At 67.6% G+C, this 21,422-nt stretch carries 17 protein-coding genes; 7 read left to right on the top strand and 10 right to left on the bottom strand.

The window, feature by feature from the left end:
* Positions 1 to 3 precede the first annotated feature (3 nt).
* Positions 4 to 1,407 (bottom strand): dihydrolipoyl dehydrogenase, encoded by a 1,404-nt coding sequence (gene lpdA / locus HMPREF3014_RS31850; RefSeq protein WP_003095344.1) that lies wholly within the window; start codon positions 1,405 to 1,407, stop codon positions 4 to 6.
* A 172-nt stretch (positions 1,408 to 1,579) separates the two neighbouring features.
* Here lpdA and HMPREF3014_RS31845 point away from each other — a divergent pair, with 172 nt between their 5' ends.
* Both HMPREF3014_RS31845 and HMPREF3014_RS31840 read left to right on the top strand, forming a co-directional pair.
* Entirely contained in the window at positions 1,580 to 2,119 is a 540-nt protein-coding gene (locus HMPREF3014_RS31845) for a PaaI family thioesterase (protein ID WP_003095346.1), read from the top strand.
* Positions 2,120 to 2,186: 67 nt separating this feature from the next.
* Positions 2,187 to 2,747, top strand: coding sequence for a TetR/AcrR family transcriptional regulator (locus HMPREF3014_RS31840; protein ID WP_003112334.1), 561 nt, complete (start codon positions 2,187 to 2,189; stop codon positions 2,745 to 2,747).
* A gap of 4 nt (positions 2,748 to 2,751) precedes the next feature.
* Here HMPREF3014_RS31840 and HMPREF3014_RS31835 read toward each other — a convergent pair whose 3' ends face one another.
* Positions 2,752 to 3,549: an SDR family NAD(P)-dependent oxidoreductase gene (locus HMPREF3014_RS31835; RefSeq protein WP_003095350.1), complete on the bottom strand. Its 798-nt coding sequence runs from the start codon at positions 3,547 to 3,549 to the stop codon at positions 2,752 to 2,754.
* 230 nt (positions 3,550 to 3,779) lie between these two features.
* Here HMPREF3014_RS31835 and HMPREF3014_RS31830 point away from each other — a divergent pair, with 230 nt between their 5' ends.
* Positions 3,780 to 4,397 (top strand): PAQR family membrane homeostasis protein TrhA, encoded by a 618-nt coding sequence (locus HMPREF3014_RS31830; protein WP_003095352.1) that lies wholly within the window; start codon positions 3,780 to 3,782, stop codon positions 4,395 to 4,397.
* 44 nt (positions 4,398 to 4,441) lie between these two features.
* On the opposite strand, the gene cntI is transcribed toward HMPREF3014_RS31830, so the two are convergent.
* From cntI to cntO, 4 genes are read right to left on the bottom strand one after another with little or no spacing between them, the layout of a single operon-like run.
* Positions 4,442 to 5,296 (bottom strand): pseudopaline transport inner membrane protein CntI, encoded by an 855-nt coding sequence (gene cntI, locus HMPREF3014_RS31825; protein WP_003104336.1) that lies wholly within the window; start codon positions 5,294 to 5,296, stop codon positions 4,442 to 4,444.
* Positions 5,278 to 6,579 (bottom strand): pseudopaline biosynthesis dehydrogenase CntM, encoded by a 1,302-nt coding sequence (gene cntM / locus HMPREF3014_RS31820; protein ID WP_003095356.1) that lies wholly within the window; start codon positions 6,577 to 6,579, stop codon positions 5,278 to 5,280. Before cntM ends, cntI begins: the two co-directional genes overlap by 19 nt.
* Entirely contained in the window at positions 6,576 to 7,367 is a 792-nt protein-coding gene (gene cntL / locus HMPREF3014_RS31815; protein ID WP_004347777.1) for a pseudopaline biosynthesis protein CntL, read from the bottom strand. Before cntL ends, cntM begins: the two co-directional genes overlap by 4 nt.
* A 29-nt stretch (positions 7,368 to 7,396) precedes the next feature.
* On the bottom strand, positions 7,397 to 9,523 hold the full coding sequence (gene cntO, locus HMPREF3014_RS31810; RefSeq protein WP_004347776.1) for a pseudopaline transport outer membrane protein CntO: 2,127 nt from the start codon (positions 9,521 to 9,523) through the stop codon (positions 7,397 to 7,399).
* 141 nt (positions 9,524 to 9,664) lie between these two features.
* Between cntO and HMPREF3014_RS31805 the strand changes: the two genes are divergently transcribed.
* Positions 9,665 to 10,819 carry an acetyltransferase domain-containing protein gene (locus HMPREF3014_RS31805; protein WP_004347775.1) on the top strand — a complete coding sequence of 385 codons (1,155 nt, stop codon included), beginning with the start codon at positions 9,665 to 9,667 and terminating at the stop codon, positions 10,817 to 10,819.
* Positions 10,820 to 11,061: 242 nt separating this feature from the next.
* On the opposite strand, the gene speA is transcribed toward HMPREF3014_RS31805, so the two are convergent.
* The 4 genes from speA to HMPREF3014_RS31785 form a co-directional block, all read right to left on the bottom strand.
* Positions 11,062 to 12,972, bottom strand: coding sequence for an arginine decarboxylase (gene speA, locus HMPREF3014_RS31800; protein WP_003121112.1), 1,911 nt, complete (start codon positions 12,970 to 12,972; stop codon positions 11,062 to 11,064).
* Positions 12,973 to 13,222: 250 nt separating this feature from the next.
* Positions 13,223 to 13,594, bottom strand: coding sequence for a translation initiation factor Sui1 (locus HMPREF3014_RS31795; RefSeq protein ID WP_003106225.1), 372 nt, complete (start codon positions 13,592 to 13,594; stop codon positions 13,223 to 13,225).
* Positions 13,595 to 13,797: 203 nt separating this feature from the next.
* Positions 13,798 to 14,334, bottom strand: coding sequence for an NUDIX hydrolase (locus HMPREF3014_RS31790; protein WP_003095369.1), 537 nt, complete (start codon positions 14,332 to 14,334; stop codon positions 13,798 to 13,800).
* 3 nt (positions 14,335 to 14,337) lie between these two features.
* Positions 14,338 to 15,408: a DUF2333 family protein gene (locus HMPREF3014_RS31785; RefSeq protein WP_003106226.1), complete on the bottom strand. Its 1,071-nt coding sequence runs from the start codon at positions 15,406 to 15,408 to the stop codon at positions 14,338 to 14,340.
* Positions 15,409 to 15,760: 352 nt separating this feature from the next.
* On the opposite strand from HMPREF3014_RS31785, the gene gcbA reads away from it, so the two are divergent.
* The 3 genes from gcbA to HMPREF3014_RS31770 all read left to right on the top strand — a co-directional run bounded on the left by gcbA (position 15,761) and on the right by HMPREF3014_RS31770 (position 21,375).
* A complete protein-coding gene (gene gcbA, locus HMPREF3014_RS31780; protein ID WP_003106227.1) occupies positions 15,761 to 17,389 on the top strand; it encodes a diguanylate cyclase GcbA in 1,629 nt (542 codons plus the stop codon).
* Between the two features lie 77 nt (positions 17,390 to 17,466).
* Entirely contained in the window at positions 17,467 to 19,440 is a 1,974-nt protein-coding gene (gene ctpL / locus HMPREF3014_RS31775; protein WP_023087849.1) for a methyl-accepting chemotaxis protein CtpL, read from the top strand.
* Positions 19,441 to 19,599: 159 nt separating this feature from the next.
* Positions 19,600 to 21,375 carry a protein-disulfide reductase DsbD gene (locus HMPREF3014_RS31770; RefSeq protein ID WP_003106232.1) on the top strand — a complete coding sequence of 592 codons (1,776 nt, stop codon included), beginning with the start codon at positions 19,600 to 19,602 and terminating at the stop codon, positions 21,373 to 21,375.
* Positions 21,376 to 21,422 lie beyond the last annotated feature (47 nt).

Below are 21,422 nucleotides of genomic sequence, written 5' to 3'. Positions count from 1 at the left end.
CCCTCAGTTCTGCATGGCCCGGCCATGCACGTCCATCGCCGCCTGGCGCAGCGCCTCGGAGCGGGTCGGATGCGGATGGCAGGTCAGCGCGAGGTCCTCCGCCGAGGCGCTGAACTCCATGGCCACGCAGGCTTCGCCGATCATCTCGCTGACGCCCGGCCCGATCATGTGCACGCCGAGCACCTGGTCGCTGCGGGCATCGGAGAGGATCTTGATGAAGCCTTCGCTCTCGTGGTTGATCTTCGCCCGGCTGTTGGCGCTGAACGGGAAGCGTCCGACCTTGTACTCGCGCCTCGCCGCCTGCAGCTGCTCCTCGCCGAGGCCGACGCTGGCCACTTCCGGCTGGGTGTAGATGACCGACGGAATCACCTCGGCGTTCATCTCCGCCGCATGCCCGGCGATCCGCTCGATGCAGACGATCGCCTCTTCCTCGGCCTTGTGCGCCAGCATCGGTCCCGAGGTCACGTCGCCGATCACCCAGACGCCCGGCGCCGCGCTGCGCTGTCCCTGGTTCTCCAGCATGCCGCGACGATCGCTGGCCAGGCCGACCGTCTCCAGCCCCAGTCCTTCGGTATAGGGGCGCCGGCCGATGGCCACCAGCACGTAGTCCGCCTGCAGCGATTCCGTAGCGCCGCCGGCGGCCGGTTGCAGGTCGAGTTCGACGCCCTGCTCGCCACTGCGCGCGGCGACCACGCGGGTGCCGAGGCGAAACCGCATGCCCTGGCGGGTCAGGGCGCGCTGCAGGGTCCTTGCGGTTTCCCCATCCAGCCCCGGGCAGATCCGCTCGAGGTACTCCAGCACCGTGACCTGTGCGCCCAGCCGGCGCCAGACCGAACCAAGCTCCAGGCCGATCACGCCGGCGCCGATCACCACCAGGTGGCGAGGCACTTCGACCAACTCCAGGGCGCCGGTGGAGTCGAGGATGCGCTGGTTGTCCACAGGCACGCCGGGCAGCGGCGCCGGTTCCGAACCGGTGGCGATAACGATGTCGCGCGCCTCCAGTTGCGCGTGGCCGCCGTCGGCAAGGGCCACGCCGACCCGGCCCTCGCCTTGCAAGCGCGCCCAGCCCTTGATCCACTGCACCTTGTGCTTGCGGAAGAGGAATTCGACGCCACGGGTCAGGGCGGCGACGCTCTCGTCCTTCTGCTTCATCATCTGCGCCAGGTCCAGTTCCGGGCTGACCCGGATGCCGAGCCGGGCGAACTCGCCGCCGCTCGCCGCGGCGTATAGCTCCGAGGCGTGCAACAGGGCCTTGGACGGCATGCAGCCGACGTTCAGGCAAGTCCCGCCAAGGGTTTCGCGACCCTCCACGCAGGCCACCTTCAGGCCCAGCTGGCCGGCGCGAATGGCAGCGTTGTAGCCCCCCGGACCGGCGCCGATCACGATCACGTCATAGCTTTCCATCATCCTGCTCCTCGGTTGTCCCGCCACGGCCCCCTCAGCGTAGGCGACGCCGGCGCAAATAGAGGAAACGCCGCGTAGAGGGACCGAAAGCGATTGTATTTCGCTCGTCATGCAAAGCTTATATGATGACCGTAATTTTCCTGCAACCCTTTCCCACCACGACAGGAGCACTACCATGGAACAGCCCGGCCGCGAAGATCGCCTGAACGCCTGGATCGCCACCGAACGGGCCGCCCGCGCCCGCCTCGGCGCCAGCGGAACCCTGGAGCTGGCGCAAGTCGCCGCGCTCTCCCCGCAGGAGTTCTTCGACCGCATCGGCAGCGGCCAACTGCCCTGTCCGCCCTACGGCGAACTGGTCGACTTCGTTCCCATCGAGTGGTCCGAAGGGCGCTTCCTGTTCCAGGGCACCCCGGACCGCCGCCACTACAATCCGCTGGGTAGCGTGCACGGCGGCTACGCCGCGTCGCTGCTGGACTCCTGCATGGGCTGCGCGATCCATACCCGGCTCCAGGCCGGCCAGGGCTATACCACCACCGACCTGCGGATCAGCTACCTGCGCGCGCTGACCGACAAGGTCGGCCCGGTGCGTGCCGAAGGCCGGGTGGTGCACCTCGGCCGCTCGACGGCGGTCGCCGAGGGCCGGTTGTACGATGTCGACGACCGTCTCTACGCCGTCGGCTCGACCACCTGCCTGGTCCTGCACATGGCCGGATGAACGCGGCTTCGCCAGGGAAGGCCGCCAGGCGTTAAGATGACGACCTGCATTCCAAGGTATCGAAGCCATGCGTTATCCCGAAGACCACAAGCAGAAGACCCGCCGGCGTATCGTCGAGGAGGCTGCCCGGCTGTTCCGCCAGGACGGCGTCGGCGCCACCGGGCTGCAACCGCTGATGAAGGCCCTGGGCCTGACCCATGGCGGCTTCTACGCGCACTTCAAGTCCAAGGACGACCTGGTGGAAACCGCGTTGCGGCATGCCGCGGCGCAACTCGACGAAATCACCGCGCCCCTGGCGGAGGCGGAACGACCGCTGGCGCTGCTGATAGAGCAGTACCTGTCGCCGCGTCACCGCGATAACCCCGGCGCCGGCTGCCCGTTGCCGACCCTGTCGGCGGAACTCGGCCAGCGCGGCACGCCGAGCCCGACCACCGACAGCATCGTGCGCAAGCGCCTGGCGATGATCGAAGCGGCCCTGGAGGGCGAGGACGCAGGCGAGCGCGCCGTGCTGCTGCTCGCTTCGCTGGTCGGCGCGCTGCAACTGTCGCGCAGCGTGCAGGATGAGGCGCTGTCGCAACGGATACTGGAAGCGACGCGCAAGAAGCTGCTGGAGCAGATGGAGCGCTAGGGCCTCAGCCGAGGTAGCGCTCGGCCGGCCGCTGCCGCGACAGATTGGGCGCGAGCCTGGCCCGCGCCGTCATCAGCGCCTGCCAATCGGCCGCATCCGGCAACGACGGGATGGTCACCGCTTCACGCCGATCGAAACCGACCAGCGCCGCCTCCACCAAGTCCTCGACCTCCATCACCATCTCCGCGGGAATCCCGGCGATTCCGGTGCCGCTGCGCTCCCAGATCTCGGTACGGGTGACGCCGGGCAGCACCGCCTGGACGTAAACGCCGCTGCCGGCCAGCTCGTGCTGCAGCGACTGGCTCAGGCTCAGCACGTAGGCCTTGGTCGCGCTATAGACGGCATTGAACAACTCCGGCGCCAGCGCCACCACCGAACCAAGGTTGACGATGGCGCCGCCGCCACGCCGGCGGAACCCCTCCGCCGCGCCGGCAGCCAGGCGGGTCAGGGCCACCACGTTGAGGGCGATCATCCGCTCCGCCCGGTCCATGTCGGCATCGGCCAGCGGACCGTTCATCGCCACGCCGGCGTTGTTCACCAGCAACGCGATCGAGGCGTCGTCGCGCAACCGTCGCTCGACCCGCAACCTATCGTCGCGCTCGGACAGGTCGGCGCGCAGGATCTCCACCCTGACCCCGTGGGCTTGGCGAAGTCGATCCGCCAGGGCTTCCAGGCGTTGCCGGTCGCGCGCCACCAGCAACAGGTCGTGGCCACGGCGGGCCAAGTGCTCGGCGTAGGTCGCGCCGATTCCGGAAGAGGCGCCGGTGACCAGGGCGACGCCATTGCCAATCTGTTCGTTCATGTGGGTTCTCGCTGGAAAAAAGCCTGACCGCTGACAGCGGCTGTTTATATTACACACTTAATATTATGACCATAATTAAAACCGTCAAGCCTTTATCCGTTCCAACGAGCAGGGAGGGATGAGGAAAACCTTCATGCAACCGTCACGGAAAACGCCAATAAAAGGTCAGGACCCACACCACCCCGACATGCCCTACCATGGCGTTGTCTATCGCGGGAGGATCATGCGTCATGTATCACGGTGAAAGACTCAATGCCTGGACCCACCTGATCGGTGCGGTCGCCGCCTGTACCGGCGCCGTCTGGCTGACGGTCCAGGCGAGCCTCAACGGCAGTCCGTGGAAGATCGTCGGGGTCGGCGTCTACGGCGTCACCCTGACGCTGCTCTACAGCATCTCGACCGCCTACCACAGCGTGCGCGGGCGAGCGAAGGTGGTGATGCGCAAGCTCGACCACCTGTCCATCTACCTGCTGATCGCCGGCAGCTACACGCCTTTCTGCCTGGTCACGCTGCGCGGTCCCTGGGGCTGGACGCTGTTCGGCATCGTCTGGGGCCTGGCGGTACTCGGCATGCTCCAGGAGATCAAGCCACGCTCCGAGGCGCGAGTGCTGTCGGTGGTGATCTACGCGGTGATGGGCTGGATCGTGCTGATCGCGGTGAAACCGCTGCTCGCCGCCCTCGGCAGCGCCGGCTTCACCTGGCTGGCGGCCGGCGGCGTGCTCTATACCGTAGGGATCGTCTTCTATGCCTATGACCACCGCTTCCGCCACTGGCATGGCATCTGGCACCTGTTCGTGATCGCCGGCAGCCTCCTCCACTTCGTGGCGATCTGGCGCTACGTACTCTAGGCGCGGTCCGGCGCGAAGCAGCGGGAGCTGGTCGCGCCGGAGGCTCAGCCCTTCTTCGTCCGCGACAGCGCGATGCACGCCACCACGATCAGCACGCCGCCGGCGATGGTCAGCGCGTCCGGCACCTCGCTCCAGAACAGCCAGCCCCAGCCGGCGTTGAAGACGATGCCGATATAGCGGGTCACCGCAACGATGGTCGCGCTCTCGTGACTGAAGGCGCGGGTTAGGAACACCTGGCCGAGTAGCGATACCACCCCGATGGCCAGCAGCAGCCCCCACTCGCGCAGCGTCGCCGGCACCACGAAGTCGTTCCACATCAGCGGGATGGCCACCAGGGTGGCCACCGCCAGGAAGTAGAAGACGATCTCGTAGGTATGGTGCCGCGCGCTCAGTTGGCGGATCGCCACCGAGGCACCGGCGGCGAACACCGCACTGAGCAGGCCGACCACGGCGTATACCGAGTAGCTGGAATAGCTGAACGGCTTGACGATCATCAGCGCGCCGAGCACCACCACCAGCAACAGCCAATAGACCGCCCGGGGAATCCGCTCGCCGAGGAACAGCGCGGAGAAGAGGATGACGAAGAACGGCGACATGTGCGCCAGGATGCTCGCGTCCGCCAGCGGGATATGGGCGATGGCGTAGAAATAGCAGACCAGGTACAGCGCCCCCATCACCCCGCGCACCAGCAGCATCGGCACGCCCTGGCGCGACAGGGCGACACCGGCCTGGCGCATCAGCAGATAGATCAGCAGGGTACCGATGGCGCTGCGGAAGAACACGATCTCGGCAGCCGGCAGGGTGGCGCTGGCTTCCTTGACCAGGGCGTTCATCACGCTGAAGGTGAAGGACGCCAGCACCGCCAGCAGCACCCCGCTCTTCAGCAGGTCGAGCACCATTGGCGATAGATGGCGTCCGCCGCCGGACGGCTGTCGATCGGATACAGGCTTGGATGGCACTGGCTCGCTCCTTGGCAATCGATGAATCGGGACACGGCGTTCTCGTAGCTCGCCAACAGGCTGCGCGCCTGCGGCATGGCCAGGTCGAAGTGGGCGGCCAGCGCGACGATCAGCGCCAGCTTGCGATAGTCCTCCAGCGGCACCCGCGGGAGCCGCCAGAGTCCGTCTTCGTCGCGACTGACGCGGCGGAACGGCACGGCGGAAAAGTCGAAGTGGCGACCCTGCTCGTCGGCCGGAGAGAACGGATCGACCAGCAACGCCGCATAGCGCACGAACAGCAGGTATTCCTGGCGCTCGGCGCCCGCCTCGGCGAAGCCGTCGATGGCCGCGCGCGGCAGCATCGTCTCGTGCACCGGGTAGTTGTCGTCGTTGAGGAACCGCAGCAGGTTCAACGGCTCGGCGCCCATCCGCCGCAACAGTTCGCTCAGCTCGCACCACAGCCGCCGCATGGCGCCAATGGCCCCGGGGGTGATAGGTCCCTCCGGGTAGAGCTTGTACATGAAACCGGGCGGCCCCTGCTCGGAAAGTATCCGGGCGAGGGCGAACTCGCCGAGAAAGAACGGACTGTGCACGTAGGTGGTGACGTTGCGGCCCTCCGCCGCTTCCGGCGTCGCCAGGGGTACCACCTCCACCCCGCTGCCGGCCAGGACTCGCCGCCAGGTCTCCCGCGCCGGGCAGTCCGGCCGGCTGGAACCCAGGTAGACCCTGCGCTTGACCGCCTTGGTCAGGGCCCGCAGCGGTTGTGTCTCGTCGATCACCTTGGTCGCCGCGTAGTAGCTGGACAGGCTCAGCACGGTCGCCTGGCACCCCGCCGGCAGGGCGCTGCGCACCAGCAGGTTGGCGCCGATGAAGGCGGACACCAGCAGCAGCGTGCGCACCCCGCCGAGTCGCTCCCAGGGCAACCCGCGGACCACGTCCAGGTAACTGTCGGCCGGCACGCAGAGCACCAGGGTCTGCCAATCGTCGCGAAGCTCAGCGGGGTCCTGGTGGAAGACGTCCAGCGCGGCGTTGCCGGACAGCCAGCGATGCTGCCCCTGCCCTTCCAGCTGCAGGCAGGCGCCGCGCGCCAGGGCCTCGGCGATCCGCTGGCTGCGCCGGCCGGGATGGTTCAGCGCGCCGAGGCGACCGGCACCGTGGCGGCGCAGGTCCAGCGCGACCTGGATCGCCACCGCGCCCAGACCGACCAGCAGGACGTTGCCCAGGCTCTCATCAGCGGCATTCATCGACCGGACTTCTCCAGGATCAGGGTGTCGTACAGCGGCTGGCTGACCCGCTCCGCGCAAACCCGCCAGCCATCCAGTTCGGCCGGCTCCACCGGATAGTTGAACAGTCCCTTGATGCCGCTGCCGTGACGCAGCAGGACCTTGGCGTCGGCGCGCATGACCTGGCGGATCTGCGCCAGCACCGCGCTTTTCTGCTGCACCAGCGAAGCGATCAGGAAATGCGTGGCATCGCGGGAAAACGCCAGTTCCGCCGGCGGCAGCGAGGAAAACTGCATGCGCGCCTCCAGCCCCTGGCAGCGGGCGATCTCGCGGGCACAGCCCAGGGCCTCCTCGTCGATGTCCAGGCAGCACAAATGTGCGCCGACCTCCCGCGCCAGCACCAGGGCCGAGGTCGGCAGGGCACCGGAGCCGACGAACAGGACCCGTGCATCGGCATCTATCCCGGCGCTGTCGAGTTCGCCGCGGATGGATTCCAGCAGGCTACCCAGGTAGCGGCCCATCTCGCCGGGCTCATGCAGCACGCCCTGGCAAAGGTGCTTCTCCAGTTCGCAGAGGGCCTGCACCGCCGCGTCGCGCAGGCGCAGGCCGAGCGCCTGCAACGCAGGGTCGTCCGAATCGGCCTGCCACTGCGCCCGGCTGCAATCCTCCCCGATCAGTCCGCTCAGACGGTCGAGCTTGCGCCTGAGGATCTCGTAGCAGCCGCAACACTCGCGGGCATAGACGGTGAGCAGGCGAATCTCGCATTCCAGTTCGCGGAGGGTTTCCAGCAGCGGTGTGCGTCCTTGCATGGCATGGCTTCCTGGCGGCGGTAGAGGGCTCAGTAGTTCAGGGTCAGGCTCATGGTCAGGTTGCGCGGCTCGCCGGGGGCGACCCAGACGTTGTTATAGGAACGCTCGTAGTAGCGACGATCGAAGAGGTTGTTGACGTTCACCCCGAGGGTGGCATTGCTCGCCAGCGGATAGCGCGCGAGCAGGTCGACGGTGGTGTAGGCCGGCAGTTCGAAGCCGCTGTCGCTGCTGTCGCCGGCGCGCTCGCCGACATAGTTGACCGCCGCGCCGGCATCGGCGCCGTGCAGCCAGCCTTCGCGGAACTCGTAGACGCCCATCAGGCTGCCGCTGTGCTTCGGCACGTTGAGCAGGCGGCTGCCGCGAGCGATGTTCTCATCCTTGGTCACTTCGGCGTCGATATAGGCGTAGGCGCCGATCAGCCGCAACTGCTCGGTGAGCTGGCCGCTGAACTGCAGGTCGAAGCCCTGGCTGCGCGCCTCGCCGGCGGTCTGCTGGTAACCGGGATTGCTCGGGTCGGCGGTGAGCACGTTCTTCTTTTTCAGGTGGAACGCGGCGAGGGTCATGCCCAGCCGGCCATCGAGCAGGTCGAGCTTCACCCCCGCCTCGTAGCCGCGCCCCTCCTCCGGGTCGAAGGCCTTGCCGGCCATGTCGGTACCGCCATTGGGCTTGAAGGATTTCGAGGCGTTGGCGAACAGGCCGACCTCCGGGGTCGCCTGGTACAGCACGCCGATGCGCGGGGTGGCGGCACGCTGGGTCTGCTGCGAGCTGGTGTCGCGGAAGCGGCCATTGTTCAGGCGCGTGGCGTTCATGTCCTGGCGGTAGCGGTCGAAGCGCACGCCGAGCAGGCCGCGCCATTTCTCGCTGAACTCGATCTGGTCCTGCAGGTTGAGGGCCATCGCGTCGACTTCCTCGTGGTTGCGGTCGTCGCGTCCGAAGGGTGGTTTCGGCTGGCCGTAGACCGGCCGGCGGATGTCGATGGCATAGGGGTTGCGCGACGGGATGCTACGCAGGATCAGTTCGTCGTTGTGGTAGCGCTCGTACTCGAGGCCCATCAGCAACTGGTGGCGGATCGAGCCGGTATGGAGGTCGCCGAGCAGGTCGAGCTGGGTGATGCTGTCGTGCCACTCGAAGTCGCGGTAGCGGTACTCCCGGCGCAGGCTGTAGCCGTCGGCGGCGAGGCTGGAGTTCTCCGAGGCGTAGCCGTCCAGGTGGCCATGCTTGTAGTGGCTGGCCAGGCGCAGGCTCCACTGCTCGTTGAAGTGATGGCGCAGGGTGGCCTGGAGGGTTTCGTTGTTGTTGTCGATCTTGCCGTCGTCCGGTTCGCCGAAGAACCGCGAGCGCGGCAGGCTGCCCAGGTGGTTGTGCGGCGCCACGGTGCCGCGGTCGAAGACCTGGCGGTTGCGCACCACCTCGGCTTCCACCAGCAACGAGGTGTCCGGGTCCAGTTGCCAGCTGAACGATGGCGCCACCAGCAGGCGCTGGCCGTCGGCGTAGTCGCGGAAGCCCTTGCTGTCCTCCACCGCCAGGTTCATCCGGTAGAGCAGGTCGCCCTCTTCGTCCAGCGGCGTGTTCAGGTCCAGGGTCGAGCGGTAGCGGTCCCAACTGCCGGCGCTGGCATGCAGGCGGGCGAAGCGCTCGGCCTGGGGCTTCTTGGTCACCAGGTTCACCGTGCCGCCGGGATCGCCGCGCCCGTACAGGCTGGAGGCCGGTCCCTTGAGGATTTCCACGCGCTCGATGGTGGCGCTGTCCGGGGCGTTCATATAGCCGCGGTTGGCGCTGAAGCCGTCGCGGTAGAACTCCGAAGTGGTGAAGCCACGGACGTTGTACTCGAACATCGTCAGGCCGCCGAAGTTGTTCTGCCGCGAGACCCCGCCGGCGAAGTCCAGCGCCCGTTCGATACGAGCGCTGTCAAGGTCGTCGAGCACCTGGCGCGGCACCACGCTGATGGCTTGCGGGATGTCCTCGATACGGGTGTCGGTGCGCGTCGCGCTGGCCGTCCGATTGGCCCGGTAGCCCTGCACCGGGCCCTCCGCGCGCTCCGCTTCGGCGGTGACAGTGAGGACCTCCAGCTCCGCGGGACTTTCCGTTTCCGCCCAGAGCGCCGGACTGCTGCAACCGAGGCCGACACCGAGGACAAGCGACACACTGACTCTCATGGGAAATCGCACCAGAAAAGAAATGATATACTATAACGCTACCAGTTCGATTCCGGCCTCGCAATACAATGCCCGGCTCTATCTCGCTTCTCGCCGCCAGGCTGTGATACTCATCCCTCTTTTCCGACGACCAGCCCAGCCATGCCCAACTCCGTCTCCAATTCCTCCCGCCTGCACAGCATCGACGCCCTGCGCGGCCTGGTGATGCTGTTCATGCTGCTCGACCATGTCCGCGAGACCTTTTTCCTGCACCGCCAGGTCGGCGACCCGATGGACGTCGCCAGCACCGAGCCGGCGCTGTTCCTCAGCCGCACCCTGGCGCACCTGTGCGCGCCGGTGTTCGTCTTCCTCACCGGCCTGTCGGCATTCCTCTACGGCGAGAAGCACCAGGGACGCCGGGCGGTCTCGGCGTTCCTGTTCAAGCGCGGGTTGTTCCTGGTGGCGCTGGAACTGACCCTGGTGAACTTCGCCTGGACCTTCCAGTTGCCGCCGACGGTGATCTACCTCCAGGTGATCTGGGCGATCGGCCTGAGCATGCTCGCCCTGGCCGCCCTGCTCTGGTTGCCGCGCCCTCTGCTCGCGGCGCTCGGCGTGCTGCTGGTGGCCGGCCACAACCTGCTCGATCCGCTGCATTTCGCTCCCGGCTCGGCCTGGCACCTGCCGTGGGCGGTGCTCCACGACCGCGGCTGGATCGAAGCGGGCGACGCCCTGCGCCTGCGCACCTCCTACCCCCTGCTGCCGTGGATCGGTGTGATCGCCCTGGGCTATGCCGCAGGCAACTGGTTCAGCGGCGCCACGCCGGCAACCACGCGCCGACGCTACCTCCTGGCGGGCGGTGGCGGGCTGCTGCTCGGCTTCATCCTGCTGCGCCTGCTCAACGGCTATGGCGAGAAACCCTGGGCCTTCGGCGAGACGCCGGCGATCACCCTGATGGGCTTCTTCAACGTCACCAAGTATCCGCCGTCGCTGCTGTTCCTCGCCCTCACCCTGGGAATCGGCCTGCTGCTCCTGGCCTGGTTCGAACGCCTGGACTGGAGCGGTCGCGGCAAGGCCCTGGTGGCGTTCGGCGGAGCGCCGATGTTCTTCTACCTGCTGCATCTCTACCTACTGAAGCTGCTGTACCTGCTGGCGCTGGCGATCTGGGGCGCCAACCGGGGCGACTACTTCGGTTTCTCCTCGGTGCCGGCGCTATGGCTGTGCAGCATCCTGCTGGCCGTGGCGCTGTACCCGGCGGTGCACTGGTTCGCCGGTTTCAAGGCGCGGCGGCGGGATATCGCCTGGTTGAAATACTTCTGAGGCGCGGAGCATCCAGGAGCCGCTGGAAACGTCCGGCCCTTCCCCCCCACGGGTAGGACGAATGATGCGAAGCGTTATCCGCCGGACACAGCAGGCAACCACGCCGACGTCCACCGCCGGCAGGGAAGTAGAAATGAAGGGTTGCGCGGAACTCCCAGACAACGGAAACGAAACGGCCGGCGGGCGCCTCGCGCCCGCCGGCCATTGCCTGGTTCGCTTCCCGTCGCCGACGGGCTAGCCAGTCAGGACAGGTACGCCGAGCGGGTCAGCCCCAGGCGCAGCGCATCCAGGTACTGGTTGCGCTCGCGGGCGGTGAGCTTGGCCCCGGCGACCTTGTCGCGGTAGAGGGTCATCAGTTCCTCCGGCGACAGGTGCACGTAGCGCAGCATGTCCTCGATGGTGTCGTGGGTCTCAATGCCGGCGTGATAGATGCCGCCGTCTGCGCGCTGGTAGACGTTCACCGAGTCGGTGTCGCCGAACAGGTTGTGCATGTCGCCGAGGATCTCCTGGTAGGCGCCGACCAGGAATACCCCGATCAGGTAGTCCTCGCCCTCCTTCACCTCGTGCACCGGCAGGCTGGTCTCGATGCTCTGCTCGTCGACGTACTGGGTGATCTTGCCGTCGGAGTCGCAGGTCAGGTCCTGCAGTACCGCGCGCCGATCCGGCTCCTCGCCCAGGCGGTGCAGCGGCAGGATCGGCAGCACCTGGCCGATGGCCCAGGTATCCGGCAGGCTCTGGAACACCGAGAAGTTGCAGATGTACTTGTCGGCGAGCTTGTCGTTGAGTTCGTCGAGGACCTGCCGGTGGGAGCGCTGGCGGGCCTTGAGCTGGTTGTGCAGGCGCCGGCAGATAGCGAAGTAGCACTGCTCGGCGAGGGCTTTCTGCGCCAGGCTGATCTTGCCGTCGGCATACTGCGCGGCGGCGTCGCCGATGTAGTGGGTGGCGCGCCAGTAGGTCTCGGTGACCATCTCGGCATCGGTCGGGCCGAGCAGTTCGGCCAGCCAGCGAACGATCTCCGGCTGCTCGTCGAGATCGACGATCTTCGGCACGTCGTCGTTGTGCCGCTCGACGTCGGTGACCTGGGTGATCAGCACCGCATGGTGCGCGGTCAGCGCCCGGCCGCTCTCCGAGAAGATGTGCGGATGCGGCAGGCCCTGGGCGTCGCAGAACTCCTTGAGCATGCCGACCACCACGCCGGCATAGTCATCGATGTCGTAGTTGATCGAGCTGGCGTTGCGCGAATGGGTGCCGTCGTAGTCGACGCCGAGGCCGCCGCCAACGTCGATGTGATCCACCGGCAGGCCGAGCGCGCGCAGCTCGCCGTAGTAGCGGATGGCTTCCTTGAAGCCGTGCTGGTAGTCGGCCAGGTTGGCGATCTGCGAGCCCATGTGGAAATGCAGCAGGCGCACGCCCTGGTCGAGACCGGCCTGGCGGAAGCGCTCGACCACCGACAGGAGCTGGGCGGCGGAAAGGCCGAACTTGGCCTTCTCGCCACCGGTGTCTGCCCACTTCGACGAAGCCAGCGAGGACAGCCGCACGCGCAGGCCGACCTGGGGCTGCACGCCGACGTTGGCGGCCTCCTCGATCACCAGCTGCACCTCGGATTCCTTCTCGATCACGATGAACACGTTGTGCCCGAGCTTCTGCCCCATCAGCGCCAGCTTGATGAACTCGCGGTCCTTGTAGCCGTTGCAGACGATGGTGCCGCCCTTCGGGGCCAGCGCCAGCACCGCCATGAGTTCCGGCTTGGAGCCTGCCTCCAGGCCGATGGAGACGTTCTCGGTGGCGATGATGTTCTCCACCACCGCTTCCTGCTGGTTGACCTTGATCGGATACAGCGCGGTATAGCGGTTCTGGTATTCGAGGCGCTCGATGTTCGCGTCGAAGGCGCCGGTGAGCTTGCGCACGCGGTCCTGCAGGATATCCGGGAAGCGCACCAGCAGCGGCAGGCTCAGGCCCGCCTCGCGCAGCTGGCCGACCAGCTCGTAGAGATCGATGGGCGTCGAGTCGGCACCCTGCGGACGCACTTCGACATTGCCGCCATCGTTGATGGCGAAATAACCCGCACCCCAGTGGCGGATGCCGTATACGCCGCGGCTGTCGGCCACGGTCCAGTTGCTGCCATCGTCTTTGCGAGTCCGTCGAGCGGCCATGCGCGGTGATCTCCTCAATGTTCGGGGTCGGGCGGGCGCCGGGATCTCCGGATGGCCCTGGGCCGGCACGCCTGTGGTGGAGGCTAGCCGGAGGATGTGACGTTGCCGTGTTGACCGCCACTCTGGGCGGTAGTTTAGGAAAGCCGAGGAAATCCGCTCATGCGGGTATCCGCAGTCTCCCATCTAGGGAAAGGGCTGGTGCGGCCTTCGCGGTGCCGGACCTGCCCGCTCTCTGCAGGGGAGAACGCGGTCAGCCGCCGGACTTCTTCGCCTTGAAACCGCGCTTGAGGAGTTCGTCGATCAGCAGTTCGACATGCTCGCCCTGGATCTCCACCACGCCGTCCTTGAGACTGCCGCCGGTGCCGCAGCGCCGCTTCAGCGCGCTGGCCAGCTCCTTGAGCGCATCGCCGGCGAGCGGCAGGCCACTGATGGTGGTCACCGTCTTGCCGCCGCGGCCCTTGGTCTCGCGGCGCACGCGCGCGATCCCGTCGCCGACAGGCGCTACGGCCTGCCCGCAGATGCAGGCGTCTTTGGGTTGCTGGCAGTCCGGGCAATGCCGGCCGCCATCCGTGGAATACACCAGCCCGCCGAGGGCGGACAGGGACGAAGCTTTTTTGACCACCGGGCGTTTCCCCCAGAATGGCCTCGACGGGCCAGGTCAACAACGATGGCCGGCGGGAGCCGACCGCGACGCCCCACTCAGGCAGGGGCTGCGCAGGGGCGGCATGGGGACCGCCCGAAAAGGTCGCGCAATTTAGCAGCATTGCGAGCAAATGCTAAGAGCGAAAATGCGCCATTGATCGGTGAAATGGCGACATCCGCGGCTCAGGCGTCCAGGTACAGGCGCAACGCCTGCAGGGAATCGGGGCAGTATGGCAAGCTGCGAGCCTCCTCCAGCGCCAGTTCGGGACGGATGAAGCGGGCCTCGGAGATTTCCTCCGCCTGCAGGCGCAAGGGCGCATCGGAGACGGCGGAAAACACCGCGCACCAGAGCCGGTTGCCCGGTTCGTCGAAGAAGAAGCGACCATGTTCGCGCAGGACCGCGTCGCGGATTCCCAGCTCTTCCTCCAGTTCGCGGGCGGCGGAGTCGGCGTAGGGCTCGCCGGCCTGGACCATGCCGCCGGCGGCGAGGTCCCAGTACCCGGGATAGACCGCCTTGCTCAGGGTCCGGCGCTGCACGCACAGCTCGCCGGCGGAGTTGAACAGCAGGATGAAGGTGCCGCGACCGATCAGCCCGCGCTCGCGCAGCTCCGCGCGCGGCAGGCTACCGAGCGGGCGGTCCTGCTCGTCGACCCAGGCGATGAGTTCGGCGTCGGAGGCGGCCCGGTGGGCCACCTCTTCGGCGCTGATCGGCGCGGCCATGGGTCAGCCCTGGGAAAGCAGCTGGCGCAGGTCGATCACCGCGGCGTTGGCGCGGGAAATGTAGTTGGCCATCACCAGCGAGTGGTTGGCCAGGATGCCGTAGCCGCTGCCGTTCAGCACCATCGGGCTCCACAACGGCTCCTGCGCGGCCTCCAGTTCGCGGATGATCTGCCGCACGCTGACCGTGGCGTTCTTCTTCGCCAGCACGTCGGCGAAGTCGACCTCGATGGCGCGCAGCAGGTGCGACAGCGCCCAGGCCTGGCCCCGGGCCTCGTAGAAGACGTTGTCGATCTGCAGCCAGGGGGTTTCCTGGACCACTTCCTCGACCTTGGGCGCCTCGCCCGGCTGTACCTCTTCGGGGTTCTTGATGTTGGTGTTCAGCTTGACCCGGCCGACGCTCGCCGACAGGCGCTGGGACAGCGAGCCCAGGCGGGTGGCGACGTCGCCCAGCCAGTTGTTCAGGTTGTCGGCGCGGGCATAGAACTGCGCGTTGGGCTGGTTCGGGTCGGACAGCCGGGCCAGGTAGCGATCCAGCGACTTGATGCCTTCCTGGTACTCCGACTCGGACGCCGGCAGCGCCCAGCTCTTGTTGTCGAAGTTGAAACGCGGCTCGGCGCGAGCCAGGTCGGCGTCCTCGGTGGACTGCGACTGCGAACGGGCGAAATCCTTGCGCAGCGCCCGGCTGATGTCGCGCACCTGGACCAGCACGCCATACTCCCAGCTGGGCATGTTGTCCATCCAGATGCCCGGCGGGAAGATGTCGTTGGAGATGTAGCCGCCCGGCTTGGTCAGCAGGGTATCGACTACTTCCTTGAGGGTCTCCACCGTGGTGTAGCCGGTGACCATCTGCCGCCCGGCGCGCTCGGCGGCGGCCTGGGCGTCCTGCTGCACGGGGAACAGGTCGGGTTCCTGGCTCCAGTACCAGCCAACCAGCATCGCCACCAGCAGGTAGATGCCCAGCAGGCCTCCCACCACGCGCACCAGCCAGGGGCCGCCGAAGTAGGTACGCACATCATCCACGGAATTGTCCACGCGATCGCGCATGGTCCCACGACGCTTCTTCCAGTCCAGCATGGCAAGGGTCCTTAAAACAGCTCGATAGATGGGGGATTGGACCATGGCGAACGCGTTCCGTGCCAAGCGCCAACCCTTCCAGGACGCCGAAAACCTCGGCATCGTCGGCTTTCAGCGTAGTGGAAGCCGGTTTTGTGCCGGAATGCTCAGTGAGAATTTTCCGAAACAGGCATAAGCATGCCGTAGTCCGTCGCACAAAGGCACCCACCAACAGGTGGGGATGACATTTGGAAAAGAAAAGGCTCCTCTCGTCAGCCGCCCAACGGCCGCTGGCTTTCATGGCGATAGATGATAGCATAGAGCCATCATTCGCAGCGACGCTCTGCCGCGAAGACCACGAAAGAAGCGCGTCATGATGACCGAGCACGATGACCCGACCCTGGACCGCCTGAAGCACCACTTCGCCCAGCGAGTGATCAACCAGGCGCGCCAGGTTCTGGAGGTCTGGCAACGCCTGACCCGCGCGGAGTGGAACAGCGACGGCATGGAAGAACTGGCCGACGCCACCCTGCGCCTGCAGCGCTACGCCGAACGCTTCGAGCAAGCCGAGCATGCCCAGTTGGCCGGTGCCATCGACCGTACCCTGGACGTCGTCGAGGCCAACCGCGGCCGGCTTTCCAGCGAGTCGATCAGCGAACTCAACCAGTTGATGCAGCGCCTGTCGCGCACCGGCCTGCGGCATGGCGACCAGCTCGAGCACACCGTCCTGCCGCCGTTGCGCAAACCGGTCTACCTGGCACTGAAGGACCGCGAACGCGCCGAGCGCCTGGCCCAGCAACTGGAGTTCTTCGGTCTGCAGGCGCTGAGCTGCGAGACCGCCGACGCCTTCCGCGCCAGCATGCGCGAACGCTACCCGGCGGCGATCGTCATGGAAGTCGACTTCGCCGGCCCCGACATGGGCCTGCGACTGGCCAGCGAGGCCCAGGCCGGCCTCGAACACAAGCTGCCGGTGCTGTTCTTCAGCGACAGCGAGACCGACACACCGACCCGCCTGGCCGCGGCCCGCGCCGGCGGCCAGGAATTCTTCACCGGCACCCTGGACGCCTCCAGCGTGCTGGAAAAGATCGAGACCCTCAGCCGCCTGAGCTTCTACGAGCCCTACCGGGTACTGATCGTCGACGACTCCCGGGCCCAGGCGCTGCACACCGAGATGGTCCTCAACAGCGCCGGGATCATCACCCGCGCACTCACCGAGCCACTGTCGGTGATGGCCGAGCTGAGCGACTTCCAGCCCGACCTGATCATCCTCGACATGTACATGCCCGAATGCCTGGGCACCGAATTGGCCAAGGTGATCCGCCAGCACGAGCGCCACGTCAGCGTGCCGATCATCTACCTGTCCGCCGAGGACGACCTGGACAAGCAGCTGGACGCCATGAGCGAAGGCGGCGACGACTTCCTCACCAAGCCGATCCGCCCGCGCCACCTGATCGCCACCGTGCGCACCCGCGCCAGCCGCGCGCGCAGCCTGAAGGCGCGGATGGTGCGCGACAGCCTGACCGGCCTGTACAACCACACCCATACCCTGCAACTGCTCGAGGACGCCCGTCTGCGCGCACGTCGCGATGGCCGTCCGCTGAGCTTCGCGATGCTCGACATCGACCACTTCAAGCAGGTCAACGACCGTTTCGGCCACCCCATGGGCGACCGGGTGATCAAGGGCCTGGCGCTGTTCCTCAAGCAACGCCTGCGCAAGACCGACCACATCGGCCGCTATGGCGGCGAAGAGTTCGCCGTGGTCCTTCCGGACACCGACCTGGACGCCGCGCGCCTGGTGCTCGACGAGATTCGCCAGCGCTTCGCCGAGATCCACTACCCGGCGCAACCGACCGACCTGCGCTGCACCTTCAGTTGCGGCATCGCCGAGCTGACCCCGGACCTCGATATCAAGAGCATGGCCAAGCAGGCCGACGAAGCGCTGTACCGGGCCAAGCACGGCGGGCGCAACCGGATCGAGGTATATCGTCCCGACGCTCGATAATGGCCTTTTGTCATCAGTCGGTAACCGAACGGAAATAACCTGCGGTCTCGCCGTTCCGTAGTCGGACGAGACTCGCCATGCGCCTCAAGCAACTCACCAACCTCAACACCCTGCTCCTGCTCACCGTCTGCCTCGCCCTGGGAATCACCCTGTGGTGGTCGCAACGCGCCATGGAGCGGCCCTTCCAGTTGCTCGACCAGTACCTGGAGCTGTCGCAGCGCTTCGACGAACAGGTCGCGCGCAACATCCGCCAGTACCTCGGCAGCGGCGACGCCGTGCGCCAGCAGGCCGCGCTGCAAGCCCTGGAAAGCCTCGCCGAGGCCTTGCCGGAGCTACCGCCGGACCTCGCCCGGACCCTCGCGCCAAGCCTCGCGGAGTTGCGCGAATTCAGCGCCGGCGACCTGCTCGCCGCCGGCAAGCTCGCCGGCGACCCGCAGGGCCTGCTGCTACAGGCCGAGCGCGACCTCACCGGCAACCTGGAACAATGGTCCGCCTACCTGGACGCCGCGGCGGGGCAGCCCCAGGCCGGCGCCTGCCGCACCCCGCTGCTGCTCGCCAGCCTGCACCTGACCCGCCTCAGCCTGGCCCGCGCCAAGCTGGTGGAAAGCGCCAACCCGGCCCTGGCCGGCGACGTCGAGCGCGAATTGGCCAACCTGCGCGAGCAGGCCGGGCGGATCGAGGCCTTGCCGCTGCTCGGCGTGCTCGACGAGCAACGCTCGGCCAGCGACGACTTCGCCGCCATGATGGGGCTGGCCGGCGACGCCGAGGCTGGCGCCGGCAATGCCGAAGACCGCGGCGTGGCGCTGCGGCGCGAACTCGCCAGCCTGCTGCAACGCTATCCGGACGAGTTGCGCCGCACCCGCGACCTGATCGAGCGTCGCCAGCAACTGTCCGCCGACACCGGCGCCAGACTGGACGCGGTGCGCCAGGCCCTGGCCACCCTGGAACCGCAGGTGCGCGGCGAACGCCAGCGCCTGCAAGGCCAGGTACGCCTGATCCAGGGTGGGATGATCGCCCTGATCCTGCTCATCGCCCTCGCCATCGACAGCCTGCAAAGACGCCTGGCGCGGGTCCTCGGGCAACTGGTGCCGGCGCTCTCGGCCTGGGCCGACGGCGACTTCTCGCGCCCCATATCCCTGCGTACCCGCACCGAGGACCTGCGCAACCTGGAAGATTCGCTGAACCGCCTGCGCAGCTTCCTCGCCGAGCTGGTCGGCGCGATCCACCGCCGCGCCGAACAGGTCGCCGGCAGCAGCCAGACCCTGGCCGAGGTCAGCAGCGGCCTGCACGCCGGGGTCGAGCGCCAGGCCGGCGATACCGGGCAGATCCGCGACGCCCTCGGCGACATGGAAGCGGCGATCCAGCAGGTCGCCGGAGACGCCAGCCAGACCGCCGACGCCAGTCGCAGCGCAGGCCAGGCAGTGGAGCATGGCCAGCGGGTGATCGGCGAGAGCCTGGGCGGCCTGCGCGAGCTGGTCGACGAGGTGCAAGGCAACGCCCAGTCGATCGAGCGCCTGGCCGAGGAGTCGGCGACCATCGGCAGCGTGCTGACGGTGATCCGCTCGATCGCCGAACAGACCAACCTGCTCGCCCTCAATGCCGCCATCGAGGCCGCCCGCGCCGGCGACCAGGGCCGCGGCTTCGCCGTGGTCGCCGAGGAAGTCCGCTCGCTGGCCCAGCGCACCGCCGGCGCCACCGAGGAGATCCAGCAGCTCATCGGCCGCCTGCAACAGGCCGCGCGGCAATCGGTGGAGGCCATGCGCAGCCAGGTCGAGCATGCCGAACGCACCGCCGAACAGGCCGGCGCGGCGGAAGGCGCGCTGGACGAAGTGGTCGCCGCGATCCATACCATCGGCGTGATGGCCGAACGCATCGCCGAAGGCTCGACCCAGCAGAGCCAGGCGGTCGGCGAGATTCGCTCGCACAGCGAACGCATCCACGCCCTGGGCGGGGAAAACCTGCGGCTGATCGGCCATAGCCGCGAACAGGGCGAGCAACTGCGGCAACTGGGCGGCGACCTGCGCACCACGGTGCAGGCCTTCCGCCTGTGACCCTGCGGCGACGTGCCGCAAGGCGCCAGAGGAACCGTCTGGCTTCGGACCGGTCGGATACCGCTCAGCGGAACCGGGGCAGGACCTGATCAGCCGCACGGGGCTCGATCGGGCCCGGCTTTCCGCTATCATTCCGGCTTTTGATCCGACGAGATATCCATGCGCCGCCTGCTGACCCTGATCCTCCTGCTGGTCGCCCTGCCCGCCGGCGCGGGCCTGTTCGACAGCCGTCCCGGCGCCTCCCTCGGCGGCGGCCTCGATGGCGGCGGCTTCCTCAAGGTCGACCAGGCGTTCAAGCCCAGCGTCGAGCGCAGCGACGCGCAGCACGTGCTGCTGCGCTTCGTCAACGCCGAGGGCTACTACCTCTACCGCCACCGCTTCCAGTTCAAGGTCGAGCCAGCCCAGGTCAGCCTCGGCCAGGTGCAGCTGCCGGCGGGCAAGCAGCACCACGACGAGTACTTCGGCGATACCGAGGTCTACTACAACATCGTCGACCTGAAGATTCCCCTGAACAATCCGGCCCGGCAGCCCTATACCCTCGTGGTGACGTACCAGGGCTGCGCCGACAAGGGCCTCTGCTACCCCCCGGAAACCAGGCGCTTCGACATCGACGGCGGTGCCGCGACGCCAGCCGCGAGCGACGCGGCCGGCAAGGGCCCGCTCGAGCACAAGGGCAAGCGCAGCCTGCTGTTCTTCTTCCTCGCCGGCCTGACCCTGACCTTCACCCCCTGCGTGCTGCCGATGCTGCCGATCCTCTCCGGAGTGGTCCTGCGCGGCCGGCCGGGCGGTGGTCGCGGCTTCGTCCTGTCGCTCGCCTACGTGCTGCCGATGGCGCTCTGCTTCGCCCTGCTCGGCGCGCTGATGGGCATGTTCGGCGCCAGCCTCAATCTCCAGGCGCAATTGCAGTCGCCCTGGGTACTGGTGCCATTCGCGGCGTTCTTCGCGCTGTTCGCCGTGGCCATGTTCGGCTTCTTCGAGCTGCGCCTGCCCGGCTTCATCCGCGAACCGCTCGACCGTCTGGCCGGCGATGCGCGCGGCGGCTCGATCCTCGGCGCGGCCACCCTCGGCGTGCTTTCCAGCCTGCTGGTCTCGCCCTGCGTCTCCGCCCCGCTGGCCGCCTCGCTGCTCTATATCAGCGCCAGCGGCGATGCCTGGGGGGGCGGCCTGCAACTGTTCGCCCTCGGCCTGGGCATGGGTACGCCGCTGGTGGTGTTCGGCGCCGGCGGCGGCGCCCTGCTGCCCAAGAGCGGAGCCTGGATGAATGGCGTGCGCAACGCCTTCGGCGTGCTGTTGCTGGCGGTCGCCGTGTGGCTGCTGGAGCGGGTGGTGTCCGGCCCGGTGGCGCTGATGCTCTGGGGCATGCTCGCCGGCGGCGCCGGCCTGGCCCTGGGCGCCCTCGAATTCACCCCGAAGAGCGCCGCACGCCGCCTGCTGCAACTGCTTGGCCTGATGTTCCTGACCTACGCGGTGGCCGCCTGGATCGGCGCCCTGCAGGGCGAGTCGGACCCGATCCATCCGCTGGGCCGCTCGGTGCCGTCGATCCATGCCGGGCCGCCGAGCACGCCCGGCGAATGGCAGAACCTGACCACCCCGGCGCAGTTGGACGCCGCCCTGGCCGAGGCACGTCAGGCCGGCAAGCCGGTGCTGCTGGACTGGTATGCGGACTGGTGCATCAGTTGCAAGGTCATCGAGCGCCAGGTTCTCACCGATCCCACGGTGCAGGCACGACTGCCGGCCTACCGCCTGCTGCGCTTCGACATCACCGAAAGCAACCCGGCCCAGCGCGGCCTGCTGGACCGCTACAACCTGTTCGGTCCGCCGGCGATCCTGTTCTTCGCCCCGGGCGGTGACGAATGGAGCGACTTGCGCGTCATCGGAGAGATCGACGCCGCCGGGCTCGCCGAACGACTGCGCCGGGCCGCTACCCGGCAGTGACATGCGCTGACATACTTCTGCCGCAATTGCCGGTCAACATGCGGCGA

The sequence above is a fragment of the Pseudomonas sp. HMSC065H01 genome (assembly GCF_001815235.1).
Classification (GTDB): domain Bacteria; phylum Pseudomonadota; class Gammaproteobacteria; order Pseudomonadales; family Pseudomonadaceae; genus Pseudomonas; species Pseudomonas aeruginosa.
The sequence above is the reverse complement of the archived record's forward strand: the minus strand, read 5'-3'. Positions and strand labels throughout refer to the sequence as shown.